Genomic DNA, 12,792 nt, shown 5'->3' on the forward strand with positions numbered 1-12,792 from the left:
AAATCCGCGCCGCATGACTGTGTGGCTGCACGAGGAGCGGTCTTCCATCACGCCGTTCGGAGCTCCCGATCAACGCACGATGTTCACACCGGACCGGATCGCAATCGAGAAGCTCGATGGTACGCTGGTCGGCGAGCGATGCGCACCCGAGATTCCTTTGCCGGACATCAGATGCACACACCTTGGGATCCCCTTCACCGTGCCTACTTCAACGGCGAAGCCGTGTGGACCTATCTCACAACGCCCTTCCTGCTGATAATGGATGGGGTCCGTGTAGAAGAGACCGACGCCTGGCGGGAAGGGGAAGAGACCTGGCGCGTGCTCCGCGCCCACCTCCCGGCGTGGATGGAAACTCACTGCATGGTCCAGGAGTTCTTTTTCGGCGAAGACATGATGCTGCGCCGTCACGACTACAGGGTGAACATCGCAGGAGGTTTTCCAGTCTCCCAGCTCACATCTGACTATATCGTATCGGATGGTATCCATCTGCCGAGCGTACGGCGCGCGTACTGCCGCGGTCCTGATCGCAGGCCGATCACGGACATGCTACTGGTCTCGATCGATTTCAGCGACGTGGTTTTCGAATAACCCATCGGATCGTAGGAATCTCGGCGAAGATCATGCGCTTCGCGGCTTCCGCTCCAAGCCCATCTCTTAAGCACTTGAGGTAGTCGCGGCCGCAATCGTCGCTCTGGTAAAGCACGCCGATCTGCCCATTAAAAGATTCTGCAGGATGTACTTGGCGTAGAACCGCTCGGTGGACCTCATCATAAGGCGCGAGGCGATTTGCGCGACCTGATCTAGCTCCTTTCAAAATTGATAAGTAGCTCGTGGACTGGGCTGTCGCGAGCGGCAACTCTCCGCTTTGGGGCCGGCATCTCGCCTCAATTTGCCTGGCACATGGAGATCGAAGCACATTTGGCTAAGCAGCCGGTCGCGTCGACCGTCCTGCGGCCCTCAGCATACATCGACATCCTCAGGCGCGCGGCAGGCCAAATCGCCGCCGGCTCTTGCGCTGGGGCGGCAGGCACAGGGCGCGCTGTCAGGATCTCATTTGGTTGCGGTCGGCGGGCGCAACGCACTCCGGTCATTGACGGTTGCGCTAACGGCTATTCACCGTGCCGCGCGCTTTCGAGGAGAGTCATGCAAGCATCGAGACAGGCTGCAGCGATCGTGCGGCCGAGCGGACTCTGCTTCTTGTTCAATAAGCGATGCATTACCACGCCATGCAGCATCATCATGACGGGATAGGCGACGTGCGCGGCCCTGCTTTCCTCGACGCCGGCGCGCACCAGATGGCTGGTATATCGTGCGATCTCGCTGCCCTGAGCATCTGTCGTGACGCGCTCCATCCAGCCCCGCCCGTAAAGCAATTCGTAGTCGCGCGGGTGGCTAGTGCCGAACTCAAGATGTCGCACGCAGACGTCGTGGAAATCGCGCGATTTCGCCAGGTGCGCTGAGAAACGCTGGAATGCGAGGGTGCGCAAGGCCGTCAGCAGCGCCTCCCGGTCAGCGAAGTAGCTATAGACCGTCGGCGTCGTGGTGGCAGCCTCCGATGCAACGCCGCGGATCGTCACGGCGTCCTCGCCACCCAACTGCCATAGAGCGTCGGCGGCCTTCAAGATTCTGTGAGGCAGCATCGGATCTGCGGTTCGCGGCATAGAGCCCTATTGCTTTTACGTTGTATAAGTTTTACGTCGTATAAATAATAACTCGTTTCCAGGAGCAAGCAAATGGCACTTCCGGCAAAACTGATCGGACCTGCAATTTCCATGATCACGGGCCTCATCACCTCGACCAGCATGTCTTTTGTCGGCCTCGCCTTGAACTACGGCTTTCAGCCCGACTTCGCCTTGCGTTGGCTTAGAGCGGCGGCAACGAGCTACGTTCTCGTCGTCCCCATGTTGGTAATAGTCATTCCGCGCATTCAGCGGTTCGTCATGCGGCAAGCTGGACTACCCACGCGCTGACGTGCAGCAGCCGCACGAAAGAAATCCCGGTGTAGGCCGTACCGCAATTCGGCATTTGAATGCAACGTGAGGTCGACAAGATGACGACGAAAGAGAGCCATGACAGCCCAATCCTCGTAACGGGAGCGGCCGGCGCCGTCGGCGCGGTTGGTCGCAACCTCACGGAATTTCTGCTCGCAAGGGGCCACAAGGTACGCGCGATGGTCCGGCGAGAGGACGCACGGGCGGAGGCCCTTCGGCGCCTTGGTGCGCAAGTCGTACAGGGCGACCTCACGGACCTCGCCTCAATGCACCGAGTCATCGAAGGGTGCAAACGCATTTATTTCGGAATGTCGGTGTCAGCGGCATATCTGGAAGCGACGATCAACACCGCCGCAGTGGCACGCCACCACGGCGTCGAAGCTTTTGTGAACATGTCGCAGATGACAGTCTCGCAGATGAGCATCAGCGAGAGCACCGAGAGTCCGCAGCATAAGCTGCATTGGCTGGCGGAGCAGGCTCTATCCTGGTCGGGGTTGCCGGTTGTAACAATGCGGCCGACCGTCTTCCTTGAGGGCTTCTTCCTCACGCTGGCAGGTGGCGTGCGGACTTCCGACGAGTTGGCTCTCCCAATGGGCGCCGGCAAGACCTCCCCCATATCGGCGCTCGATGTTGCCCTTGCGGCAGCGGCAATCCTCGACGACCCGGCGCCGCATATCGGACAAATCTATGATCTGACGGGACCCCAATCGGCCGATCTGGACCACTACGCGCGCGATTTCTCACAGACGCTCGGCAGGCCCATCCGATATCGCGACGTCCCGCTCGCGGCGTGGAGCGAAGGCCTTCGAAGGATGCGATTTCCCGAACACGTCGTCAACCATCTCTCAGCCATGACCGAGTTGAACAGGCAGGGGCGTTATGACCGCTTGACCGATACCTTCCTCAAACTCACCGGCAAGCCGCCGATGAATATGCGGGATTTCGTGAAGCTCCACGCCGCCGAATTTGAGCAGCGGAGACCTGAGTAGTCCCGCTCCAAGAGAAGCGCCCTCAGACAGATGGAACGCCCGGTCTATCGAGTCGGTCATGCGCTCTATGAGAGGATCACCGAAATGAAGGCCCAATAAATATGGATCGTGGGCTTGTCTGCAGCCGTGCTGGCCGAGTCAAGCGCTCATTTATGGCGCGAAGGCATACCAAGCCACCAACCGGCAGCGAATACTCCAGCCGCCGGCCCCTAGCTGTGGCGTGGTGAAGAATTAGAACTTCGCAATTGCACGCGTAGGCCCGGGCACTGTCCAGGCTTACAACACCGTGACGCTGAGACCGCGCCTCGATGGTGAGGTGAAAAAGATCGCTTTTCGCGAAGGACAAGATGTGAAGGTCGGCGCTGTAATGGCGCAAATTGATCCGCGCCCAGATGACGCCCAGCTGCATCAAGGCTGACAAGGCGCGCGACGAAGCGCTGCTCGCCAACGCCAAAGCGATACAGCAAACTTGTCGCGAAAGAATTCGCCAGCCGCCAGAGCGTCGATACGCAGGGAGCACTGGTCGCGCCGTATGAAGCTGAGGTCGCCCATCATCAGGCTTGATAGACAATGCGCGCGTGCAGGTAGGGTACACAACGATCGTTTCTCCACTGGCAGGCCGCACCGGGATCCGCCTGATCGACCAGGGCAACATCGTTCCTGCTCCGATGCACGCGGAGTTGTTGTCATTACACAACTCGCACTAATCAGCGTGATTTTCGCCTTGCCGCAGAAATACCTCCCGGAGGTCATCGAAGCAACGCGCGCCGGTAAATCGCTCACTGTGTCGGCATATAATCAAGACGAGCGCATCAAGTTCGCCGAGGCCAGCTCGAACTAATCGACAACCAGATTGATCAAGGCACCGGGTCGATTCGGCTCAAGGGAACTTTCGAAGATGATATTTCTGAATTCAGCGCCGCGTCGACTGGAAAGTCGTATGAAGAGCGGCAGTCGACGCGGTTCATTCGGAATCTAACGCGGACGGGCAAGCCGCCGGTGGCTGCCGTGCAGGGCGAACACCGCGAAGCTCCCAACACCATTCGTAAATCTTGCGCTGGTACCCGAGGCAGCATCAAGCTTGTTGCTTCCGCTGCGGGTGGGGCACGTTCGTGACTACCAGATGTTCGCTTTGGGCGAGCCGGTCGACGCACATACCGCGCTGTCTTGGGGATTGGCGAACGCTGTGGTTAGCCCCGAGGAATTGCGAGGGCGCGCGCGCGCCGCCTGCGAAGTTCTTGCCACGCGTCCGACCGGATCGCTGAGCTACACGAAGCATCTCATGCGGGAGACGGTGCCGCGATGATGCGGCAGCTCGAGCGGGAGCTTACCATGTTCAGCGAGCGCTTCTTGAGCGCCGAGGCGAGGGAGGCCTTGTTTGCAGAACGCAGAAGCCGAGTTCACGAAGGTCGGTGGCTAGGCCGACCTAGGTCTTCTTGCGGAGCTCGTCGTATTCGAGGATGGCCTTGCGAGCCGCCAGTAGCAGCTTGTCCGAGGTCTCCTCGTCCCTCATGACGCGCGAGAGGGTCACTGCTCCGACGACCATGCTCATGACCGCCATGGCGAAGTCGTCGGCCTTGTCTTCGTCGGCGATGTCCTTGATATTTTCGAAGTACTTTCCGAGCCTATCGGACATGATCGACCGCGCGCGCGTGTCGGCGCGCGCAACATCGCCGGCCAGAGCCGAAATCGCGCATCCGGTGCGCGGATTGTCGCGATGGGTCTTGCTGAGATAGCTGTTCAAGAACGATTTGAGCGTGCGCGGACCCTTCGCGCTGCCGCTGCGAAGCGAGGATTCTTCGCCGTCCCGCAGCGCTTTTTCGAGCGCCTCGGCCACCAAATCGTCTCGAGACGAGAAATGCCCGTAGAAACCCCCATGCGTGAGTTTCGCGGACTTCATCAGATCCCCGATGCTCACGCCGGATAGCCCGAGTTCCCGGAGCTGAAGCGCTGCCGCGTCCAGGATCCGCTGCCGGCTTTGCGCCTTGTCGGCTTGAGAATGACCCACGTTCCGAAATCTCCAAAAACTAACGCTTGACGATCTGGATGATAGTCGTCATCCTGATTTCAGAATGATGAACGTCATCCAGATTGCTTTCCAGAAGATAGGGATGTTCGCGGCCGCTGCCAATCACTTTCGGCCGCACTTGTCCGGAGTGGTCAGCAACCCCCGGACAGGGAGAAGACGACGTGGGAGGAGTCCTACCGAGTGCTGACGCTGACGTGCTGTCGCGCGGTCCTGCTCAGCGAGCCGCCGTCGACCGATCACAACGAGATCACCGACAAGGGCTACCTCAATCAACGCGCCGGACTGACCAGTCGGTCCGCCGCCGTCGAACGTCTGTACGCGGATCCCCTCGCGAACGACGTAATCATCATCCCACGCTAGGCAGATCTGCAACACAACGAAACGGAGACGGGAAATGTCGGACAAGGTAGAGACGGAAGGCTGCGTCTATCACGAAACGCACGGTCACGTTCTGAAGATCGTAATCGACAATCCGACGAAGAAGAACTCCTTCAGCCCCGAAATGATGGCTGAGCTGTCAGAAGCGATGACGGTGCTCGACCGCGACGAGAATCTGTGGGTCGGCGTTCTTTGTGCGAACGGCTCGGACTTCACCGCCGGTCTGGACATGCCGAAGTTCTTCGGCTCCAAAGCGACAGTGAAGCCGCGCAAGGAAGGTAACATCGACCCCTTCGGTCTCGCCAACCGTTGCCGTAAACCGATCGTGACGGCCGTTCAGGGGATCTGCTTCACGATCGGCATCGAGATCTCCCTCGCCGGCGACATCGTCATCGCCGCCGAGGATACGCGCTTCTGCCAGATGGAATCGAAGCGCGGTATCGCGCCGCTCGGTGGCGCCCACTTCCGCTATCTGACGCGCGCCGGTTGGGGTGATGCCATGTACCACCTGCTTCTCTGCGACGAGTTCAACGCCCAGAGAGCTTACAAGATCGGCCTCGTCCAAGAGGTCGTGCCCGTCGGCAAGCAGGTGGAACGAGCCATGGAGTTGGGTCAGTTGATCGCCAAGAATGCGCCAATCGGCATCCAGATCACCAAGGAAGCGGGTCTCAAGTTCATCGAGGCGGGAGAGAAGGCCGCGATGGACATCATTCCCCATATCCGCGATCGAGTCATGAACAGCGAAGACATGAAGGAGGGCATTCAGTCCTTCGTCGAACGTCGCGCCGCGGTCTTTAAGGGCCGCTGAGACCTTCCCTCGCTACTCTGGAGTTGTGCGATGGTCGCCTACAAGGCACCCGTTGATGAGTACATGTTCGTCCTGCATGAAGTCTTGAGAATTCAGGACTTCACGCATGTTGCCGGGTTCGAAAACGTCAGCGAGGAACTGACGCGGCAGATTCTCGAGGAAGCGGCGACCTTTTGCGAGGAAGTTCTGCAGCCTCTCAATCAGGTCGGCGACGAACAGGGATGCATCCTCGAAAATGGTGTCGTGCGGACACCGGACGGGTTTGCCGCGGCCTATCAGCAGTACTGCCATGCGGGGTGGAATAAGCTTGCGGCGCCGGAAGAGCACGGCGGCGCAGGCCTTCCCGGTGTCATCGCGCTGCCAGTTTCCGAATTCTCCGTCTCCGCGAACGCAGGGTTGGCGCTCTATTCCGGGCTGACGAACGCTGCTCACGCCACGCTCGCCCGGTCGGGCGCGGCGTGGATGCAGGAGCACGTCAGACCGCAGATGATCGACGGGAAGTGGACAGGCACCATGTGCCTGACTGAACCGCACTGCGGCACCGATCTCCGCCTGATGAAGACCAAGGCCTACGAACAACCGGACGGTACCTACCGGGTAACGGGCACGAAGATCTTCATCTCCGGCGGCGACCACGACCTTTCCGAGAACATCATTCACCTCGTTCTGGCGAAGCTGCCGGACGCGGAGGGAAAGTTCGTCGACGATCTGTCGACGGTGAATTTCTTCATGATTCCGAAGCTTTCGATCGATCCCGCCACGGGAAAGATGCTCGGTCGCAACGGCGTTAGTGTGGGCGGCGTCGAAAAGAAGATGGGCATCAAAGGTAACGCGACTTGTGTCCTGAATTTCGAGGGCGCGGTGGCATACCGCCTCGCCGGCAACGATCAGAAGTCGGGTGCTCGGAGCTCGGCGGCCGGAATGGCGGGCATGTTCGCCATGATGAACGGCGCCCGTCTCGCCACCGGCATTTCTGCCTTGGCCGTCGCGGAGACAGCTTCTCAAAATGGAGCCACGTACGCGCGAGAGCGCGTTGCAGGAAAAGGCGCGCAGGGCGCCTCCACACCACATACGATCGCCGATTATCCGGACGTCAGGCGACTGCTCATGCGGCAGCGGGCCTTCATCGAGGGGGCGAGGGCGCTCGGCGCTTGGATTTCCCTGCTCATCGACCTTGAGCGGCATTCCGCCGACCCGCAGCAGCGTCAGCGAGCCGCGGACCTGGCCCAGTTGCTGACGCCGGTCATTAAGGCCTATTTCAGCGATCAAGCTTCCGCGGCCGCGAACGCTACGGTCCAGATCTACGGCGGTCACGGTTACATCCGTGACAACGGCGTCGAGCAGTTCGTGCGCGATGCGCGCATCTATCAGATCTACGAAGGTGCGAACGGCGTCCAGGCGCTGGATCTCGTCGCTCGCAAGATGCCGATCTCTAGCGGCAGCCTCTTCGCAACCTTTCTCGAGGAAATCGAGAGCGCGATCGAGCAGTGCAAGGTCGTCCCGCGTCTCGGCGGCCTAGCGAAGGGCTTGCGCGAGAGCACAATGGATCTCAAGCAGGCCGCAGCGTGGCTGCAACGCAGGGGCGCCGGTGACCTCATCGACGCCGCAGCCGCCTCCTACGACATTATGGACATCTTCGGGTTGGTCGCGATCGGAATGATGTGGGCTCGGATCGCTGTTCGAGCAAACGAAAAAATTGCGCAGGGAGATGCGAGATCGTCCTTCTATGAGCGCAAGCTCGCACTGGCCCAATTCTGGGCCAAGCGCGAACTGCCTATGACACGCGCCTTGCTGCAGCGCGCCAGTCTTGGTGCCGAGGGATTGATGGATCTCGCGGCGGCAGATCTTTGAGACAGCAGATAGTTCGAAGACTTACAGGAGGAACGGAATGGCAAGCATTATGAAGGCGTTCGATCTAAGGGGTAAAACTGCGCTCGTTACGGGCGGGTCGCGTGGCCTAGGGTTGCAGATCGCCGAGGCTCTGGGTGAGCAGGGCGCGCGCCTTGTGCTCTCTTCGCGCAAAACCGCCGATCTCGAAGAGGCGAAGAAGCACCTGTCGGGAAACGGAATCGAAGTGGACTATGTCGCCGCCGACAATTCCAAGGATGAAGACGTCGCCCGTCTGGCCGACGAAGCTCTCAAGAAGCTCGGTCGCATCGACATCCTCGTGAACAACGCGGGTGCGACCTGGGGAGCCCCCGCCGAGGACCATCCGATCGACGCCTGGGACAAGGTGATGAACCTCAACATCCGGTCCATCTTTCTGCTGTCGCAGCGGGTCGGAAAGCTCTCCATGATCCCCAACAAGCACGGCCGGGTCATTAACCTGGCTTCGATCGCCGGCCTGCGAGGCAATCGTGGCGGCCTCGGCACGCTTGCTTACAACACGAGCAAGGCGGCGGTCGTGAATTTCACCCGAGGTCTGGCCGGCGAGTGGGGCAAGTACGGCATCACCGTCAATGCGCTCGCCCCCGGCTTCTTCCCGTCGAAGATGACCTACGGGACCATCAAAGCGCTGGGCGAAGAGAAACTCATCGAAGGCGTACCGCTGCGTCGGCTCGGCGACGACGAGGACCTGAAAGGTGCGGCACTTCTGTTTGCCAGCGACGCAGGCAAGCACATTACCGGACAAATCCTCGCGGTCGACGGCGGAACGACCGCCGTCTGACGAGGCGCCAGCGAAAGCCGAAGAAGAGTAACAGTGGGGGAGCGCCCTTCCGATGAAAAGTCTAATCACCCTGCGGCTCGTCCGCGCGGCATTGTTCATCGAACAGGAATAGGAGCCATCGAATGGCAAATAGCATCGACCTCAAGGATTACGCGGCACGCAAGGGCCAGGCTGTCGGAACTTCGGGCTGGTTCGAGATCGACCAGAAGCGGATCAACGAATTCGCGGAGGTCACCGAGGACCGACAGTTCATCCATGTCGATCCTGAAAAGGCTGCAAAGACACCGTTTCGGGGGACCATCGCGCATGGATTTCTAACGCTTTCGATGCTCCTGCCTATGGCGGTCGACGCACTTCCGGCCATCAACGGCAGGATCATGAGCGTGAACTACGGTTTCGACAAGATCCGCTTCGTGACGCCAGTTCCCTCGGGAAGCAAAGTGAGGGCTCACTTCAAGCTGATCGACGTGACGCAGCGTGGTCCGAAGGAATTTCTCACCAGGTCGGAAGTGTCCGTGGAGATCGAGGGGATCGAGAAGCCCGCGCTGATCGCGGAGTGGCTCGGCATTGCCCATTTCGCCGAGCCCATGGAGATCTGATTGCCGCCTGAACTGAATATGCGATCTTCAATCCTGACTAACTCGGACGCGACTGCTCGCGCTCCACTCCAGGGCAGACGATCGAAGCCAACCTCCCGAGTTCGGTGATTCCCTGGCGTCCTCAGTCGCGGGCTGAAGACGTCCTTTTTTGATCGAAGCAGCATCATTCATTCCTGAATAAGCCTTCGTCGATTTATCGCCTACCGGATGACGGATCCGCCATCCAACGTGAACAAAAAAATAGCCGATTGGAGGGACCCATGAATCAAGTCAGCAAGCGCGGTAACGAGCAGATAGTCACAAAACTCGAGACGCTCGCGGACGTTCCGCGGTTTCATGCAGCCGCTTCCGGGACCGCGGTCGCAATCTCCTTCGAAGGCCGAAGCACCACGTATGCGGATCTGCAGGAGGCCTCCAGCCGGGTAGCAAATGGGCTTCGACAGATGGGCGTCGGTCCCGGCGACCGGGTGGCCGTCCTGGACAGGAACGTCGACCGGTTCTTCGAGATCTGGCTGGGAGCCGCCAAGTGCAATGCCGTCATCGTGCCCGTGAACGCGAGGCTGGCGCCGCCTGAAGTCGCCTACATCGTGAAGGATTCGTCGGCAAAGGTCTTGTTTATCGGTGAGAGCTTCGCACCTCTGGTCGATCAGGTGCGCGGCGAACTGCAGGATCTGAAGGCAGTGATCGTCATAAACGAGGACTACCAGACCTGGCGAAATGAGCAGGAGTGGAGCGATCCGGTGACTGTTGGCGCTTCAGACGATGTCTGCATGCAACTCTACACCAGCGGCACCACGGGACATCCGAAGGGCGTCCAGTTGACCAATCGGAACATCCTGTCGGGCATGGCCGATACCCTCGCGGCGTGGGGCGATTGGTCTTCCCACGACGTCGCTCTCGTCGCGATGCCGCTATTCCATATCGCCGGCTGCGGCCTGGGCATGCTCAGCCTGGTCGCTGGCCTGAGGGTGGTGCTGGTTCGGGAATTCGCACCGGAGCAGGTCATTTCTCTGATCGAGAAGGAGCGGATTACCGTGTCGTTCCTTGTGCCGGCGATGATCAAGTTTATTTTGGAGGACAAGAGCATAGCGCACGCGGACGTGTCGTCGGTCCGTTGCATAGTCTACGGGGCGTCTCCGATTCCTCTTGCGCTCCTGCAAAGTGCTTTGTCGCGGTTCAAGTCTACCAGCTTCATCCAAATCTATGGCCTTACGGAGACAACCGGCGGAATCACGGTCCTGTCGGCCGAGGATCATCGCAGACCGGACGGGGCGCACATGAGGTCCTGCGGTCGGCCGATCACCGGCGTAGAATTGCGTATCGAGGGCGCGGACGGCGCCGCGGTCAAGCCAGGCGAAGTAGGAGAGATCCTTTGCCGTACGGTGAAGAACATGAAGGGTTACTGGAATCGCGATGCGGAGACCACGCGGACACTGCGCGACGGTTGGTTGAGGACAGGCGATGCCGGTTACGTCGACGCCAACGGCTATCTGTTCATTCATGATCGCGTCAAGGACATGATCGTGTCGGGAGGAGAAAACATCTACCCCGCCGAAGTGGAGAGCGCGATCTTCGGCCACCCCGCCGTGGCGGACGTGGCGGTGATCGGCGTGCCCGACGAGCGGTGGGGCGAAGCCGTGAAGGCCGTGATCGTGCTCAAGTCGGGTCAGAAGGGGGACAGCGTCGACATCCTAAACTACGCACGCGAGCGGATAGCCGGTTACAAGGTCCCAAAGTCGATCGACTACGCCGAGGCGCTACCTCGCAATCCGACCGGAAAGATACTGAAGAGGGAGCTCAGGAAAAAGTACTGGAAGGGGTACGAACGACAGGTAAACTGAGTCCCGCGGGGCTGACCGATGGATCGTCGGCTGTGGAGGCCAATTGAGCGAAGCAAATTGGGATCTTTTCAGGCTCTTCTTTGCGGTCGCAAATAGCGGCAGTGTCAATGCCGCGGCCCGCGAGCTCAATATGAGCCAACCGACGCTGAGCCGGCGGCTCAAGGAGCTCGAGCGCTACGTCGGCGCACCTCTGTTCTTCCGGGTGCCGTCGGGCGTCACGCTGACGCAAGAGGGCGAAGAACTCAAACGCGCCGCGGGCGACGTCGTCGATACGTTCGGCAGTTTTCACCGCGACTTGGGGCTACGCGTCGGTCCTAGATCGGCGGCGGTCAAGATTTCGGCGACCGAGGGACTTACGAAGCACTGGCTGCTGCCTCGCGTGCCTAGACTCTACGAGCTCCATCCGAACATTCGGTTGCACATCAACTCGACCGTCGAACAGCAGAATCTAGCGAACAGCGACCTCGACTTCGTGATCCGCATGGGTCATCCGGGAGAGAACGAGCTCATCGGCCGCAAGGTCACGGCGATAAGCTTCGGCATCTACGCCTCGGAGACCTATCTCTCGCGCCACGGCCAGCCAAAGACCATCGGGGATCTCAAGGGCCACGACTTCATCGGCAGTTCCGGAGACTTCTCTGGATTTCGAGGGGAGCGCGCCGGCAGCATGCCCCTGCTCACCGATTTCTTGAAGGCCGCCGAATCTAGCAGGACGCTGCGCCTGATGCCCATCGCGAACCACTATTCGGCGGCTTGCGAGGGATTAGGTCTCGCCTTCTTGGCCGCGCCCTTTGCGCTCGCGGAGGATCTGGTTTCTGTCCTGCCGCAGGAGTCGCTTGCGATGGACGTTTGGCTGCTGCGCCGTCGCGAAAGCGATTTGCGCAAACTAACGCGCCAGGTACGCCGCTTTCTGGAGAACGAATTCGCAGCCTCTAAGACGTGGTTCGCCTCGGGCGGAACGGCGGGGCAGACAACTCAAACGCAAATCCTAGTTCGGACGGTCTGATGCAGGTCTAGAGGTACGTCCCAGGCTATTCACCAGTGAATAGGGGTTAGCCAGATGCGCTCTGGCTGCCCCGGGTCACGGCCTATACCAACGTCTAGAGTTGGAGCAGGCGCACGGCAAGTGCTTGCGGAACGGCGTCGGAGACCGTCTATGAGAGAAGCCGTCATTGTATCTACTGCGCGTACCCCGATCGGCAAGACTTACCGCGGTGCGTTAAACAACGTACCGAGTCCCACGCTCGCCGCCCATGCGATTCGCGAGGCCGCGAGGCGCGCCAACATCCAGCCCGAGCTGATCGACGATTGCATTGTGGGCTGCTCGATCCATTACGGATGTCAGACCACGATCGGACGATCGGCGGCGCTGCGGGCGGGCTGCCGGGCAGCGTTCCCGGTCTTTCGCTCGATCGCCAATGCGCGTCGGACCTCATGTCGATCGCGACCGCCGCAAAGCAAATCATCGTCGACGGGATAGAAGCATGGT

At 60.1% G+C, this 12,792-nt stretch carries 16 protein-coding genes and 1 pseudogene; 15 read left to right on the plus strand and 2 right to left on the minus strand.

What is annotated here, in order from left to right; all coding sequences use genetic code 11:
- The first annotated feature begins 171 nt into the window (after positions 1–171).
- Positions 172–588, plus strand: coding sequence for a hypothetical protein (locus tag ABIB66_RS32815; protein WP_354257347.1), 417 nt, complete (start codon positions 172–174; stop codon positions 586–588).
- A 521-nt stretch (positions 589–1,109) separates the two neighbouring features.
- Here ABIB66_RS32815 and ABIB66_RS32820 read toward each other — a convergent pair.
- A complete protein-coding gene (locus ABIB66_RS32820) occupies positions 1,110–1,622 on the minus strand; it encodes a TetR/AcrR family transcriptional regulator (protein ID WP_354257350.1) in 513 nt (170 codons plus the stop codon).
- Between the two features lie 111 nt (positions 1,623–1,733).
- Between ABIB66_RS32820 and ABIB66_RS32825 the strand changes: the two genes are divergently transcribed.
- The 6 genes and pseudogenes from ABIB66_RS32825 (at position 1,734) to ABIB66_RS32840 (ending at position 4,286) form a co-directional block, all read left to right on the plus strand.
- Positions 1,734–1,970 (plus strand): DUF2798 domain-containing protein, encoded by a 237-nt coding sequence (locus ABIB66_RS32825; RefSeq protein WP_354257353.1) that lies wholly within the window; start codon positions 1,734–1,736, stop codon positions 1,968–1,970.
- 59 nt (positions 1,971–2,029) lie between these two features.
- On the plus strand, positions 2,030–2,980 hold the full coding sequence (locus ABIB66_RS32830; protein WP_354257356.1) for an NAD(P)H-binding protein: 951 nt from the start codon (positions 2,030–2,032) through the stop codon (positions 2,978–2,980).
- Positions 2,981–3,266: 286 nt separating this feature from the next.
- Positions 3,267–3,398: a biotin/lipoyl-binding protein gene (locus tag ABIB66_RS32835; protein ID WP_354257359.1), complete on the plus strand. Its 132-nt coding sequence runs from the start codon at positions 3,267–3,269 to the stop codon at positions 3,396–3,398.
- A complete protein-coding gene (locus ABIB66_RS43685; RefSeq protein ID WP_502918343.1) occupies positions 3,395–3,544 on the plus strand; it encodes a hypothetical protein in 150 nt (49 codons plus the stop codon). Before ABIB66_RS32835 ends, ABIB66_RS43685 begins: the two co-directional genes overlap by 4 nt.
- Positions 3,545–3,805: 261 nt before the next feature.
- Positions 3,806–4,096: pseudogene (locus tag ABIB66_RS43690) on the plus strand (hypothetical protein); the annotation flags it as partial.
- Complete coding sequence (locus ABIB66_RS32840) at positions 4,038–4,286, plus strand: enoyl-CoA hydratase/isomerase family protein (protein WP_354257457.1); 249 nt, start codon at positions 4,038–4,040, stop codon at positions 4,284–4,286. The pseudogene ABIB66_RS43690 and the gene ABIB66_RS32840, both read left to right, overlap by 59 nt.
- Before the next feature lie 120 nt (positions 4,287–4,406).
- Here the strand turns inward: ABIB66_RS32840 and ABIB66_RS32845 are convergent, their stop codons facing one another.
- On the minus strand, positions 4,407–4,988 hold the full coding sequence (locus ABIB66_RS32845) for a TetR/AcrR family transcriptional regulator (RefSeq protein ID WP_354257362.1): 582 nt from the start codon (positions 4,986–4,988) through the stop codon (positions 4,407–4,409).
- A 201-nt stretch (positions 4,989–5,189) separates the two neighbouring features.
- Between ABIB66_RS32845 and ABIB66_RS32850 the strand changes: the two genes are divergently transcribed.
- The 8 genes from ABIB66_RS32850 to ABIB66_RS32885 all read left to right on the plus strand — a co-directional run bounded on the left by ABIB66_RS32850 (position 5,190) and on the right by ABIB66_RS32885 (position 12,783).
- A complete protein-coding gene (locus tag ABIB66_RS32850) occupies positions 5,190–5,369 on the plus strand; it encodes a hypothetical protein (RefSeq protein WP_354257472.1) in 180 nt (59 codons plus the stop codon).
- Positions 5,370–5,403: 34 nt separating this feature from the next.
- Entirely contained in the window at positions 5,404–6,195 is a 792-nt protein-coding gene (locus ABIB66_RS32855; RefSeq protein ID WP_354257365.1) for a crotonase/enoyl-CoA hydratase family protein, read from the plus strand.
- A 30-nt stretch (positions 6,196–6,225) separates the two neighbouring features.
- Positions 6,226–8,046, plus strand: coding sequence for an acyl-CoA dehydrogenase C-terminal domain-containing protein (locus ABIB66_RS32860; protein ID WP_354257368.1), 1,821 nt, complete (start codon positions 6,226–6,228; stop codon positions 8,044–8,046).
- A gap of 37 nt (positions 8,047–8,083) precedes the next feature.
- A complete protein-coding gene (locus ABIB66_RS32865; protein WP_354257371.1) occupies positions 8,084–8,863 on the plus strand; it encodes an SDR family oxidoreductase in 780 nt (259 codons plus the stop codon).
- Positions 8,864–8,985: 122 nt separating this feature from the next.
- Entirely contained in the window at positions 8,986–9,462 is a 477-nt protein-coding gene (locus ABIB66_RS32870; protein ID WP_354257374.1) for a MaoC family dehydratase, read from the plus strand.
- Positions 9,463–9,722: 260 nt separating this feature from the next.
- Complete coding sequence (locus tag ABIB66_RS32875) at positions 9,723–11,303, plus strand: fatty acid--CoA ligase (RefSeq protein WP_354257377.1); 1,581 nt, start codon at positions 9,723–9,725, stop codon at positions 11,301–11,303.
- 43 nt (positions 11,304–11,346) lie between these two features.
- Positions 11,347–12,309, plus strand: a complete 963-nt coding sequence (locus ABIB66_RS32880; RefSeq protein WP_354257380.1) for a LysR family transcriptional regulator — start codon at positions 11,347–11,349, stop codon at positions 12,307–12,309.
- Positions 12,310–12,459: 150 nt separating this feature from the next.
- The gene (locus tag ABIB66_RS32885) at positions 12,460–12,783 is read left to right on the plus strand and encodes a thiolase family protein (RefSeq protein WP_354257383.1); all 324 of its coding nucleotides are present in this window, start codon (positions 12,460–12,462) and stop codon (positions 12,781–12,783) included.
- Positions 12,784–12,792 lie beyond the last annotated feature (9 nt).

It is taken from the genome of Bradyrhizobium sp. F1.13.3, from assembly GCF_040548265.1.
Classification (GTDB): domain Bacteria; phylum Pseudomonadota; class Alphaproteobacteria; order Rhizobiales; family Xanthobacteraceae; genus Bradyrhizobium.

What these genes read in the sequence shown, in the direction of transcription:
- ABIB66_RS32830 (WP_354257356.1), top strand. Translation starts at nt 2,030, where the DNA reads ATGCAACGTGAGGTCGACAAGATGACGACGAAAGAGAGCCATGACAGC.
- ABIB66_RS32870 (WP_354257374.1), top strand. Translation starts at nt 8,986, where the DNA reads ATGGCAAATAGCATCGACCTCAAGGATTACGCGGCACGCAAGGGCCAG.
- ABIB66_RS32815 (WP_354257347.1), top strand. Translation starts at nt 172, where the DNA reads ATGCACACACCTTGGGATCCCCTTCACCGTGCCTACTTCAACGGCGAA.
- ABIB66_RS32885 (WP_354257383.1), top strand. Translation starts at nt 12,460, where the DNA reads ATGAGAGAAGCCGTCATTGTATCTACTGCGCGTACCCCGATCGGCAAG.
- ABIB66_RS32855 (WP_354257365.1), top strand. Translation starts at nt 5,404, where the DNA reads ATGTCGGACAAGGTAGAGACGGAAGGCTGCGTCTATCACGAAACGCAC.
- ABIB66_RS32860 (WP_354257368.1), top strand. Translation starts at nt 6,226, where the DNA reads ATGGTCGCCTACAAGGCACCCGTTGATGAGTACATGTTCGTCCTGCAT.
- ABIB66_RS32825 (WP_354257353.1), top strand. Translation starts at nt 1,734, where the DNA reads ATGGCACTTCCGGCAAAACTGATCGGACCTGCAATTTCCATGATCACG.
- ABIB66_RS32865 (WP_354257371.1), top strand. Translation starts at nt 8,084, where the DNA reads ATGGCAAGCATTATGAAGGCGTTCGATCTAAGGGGTAAAACTGCGCTC.
- ABIB66_RS32875 (WP_354257377.1), top strand. Translation starts at nt 9,723, where the DNA reads ATGAATCAAGTCAGCAAGCGCGGTAACGAGCAGATAGTCACAAAACTC.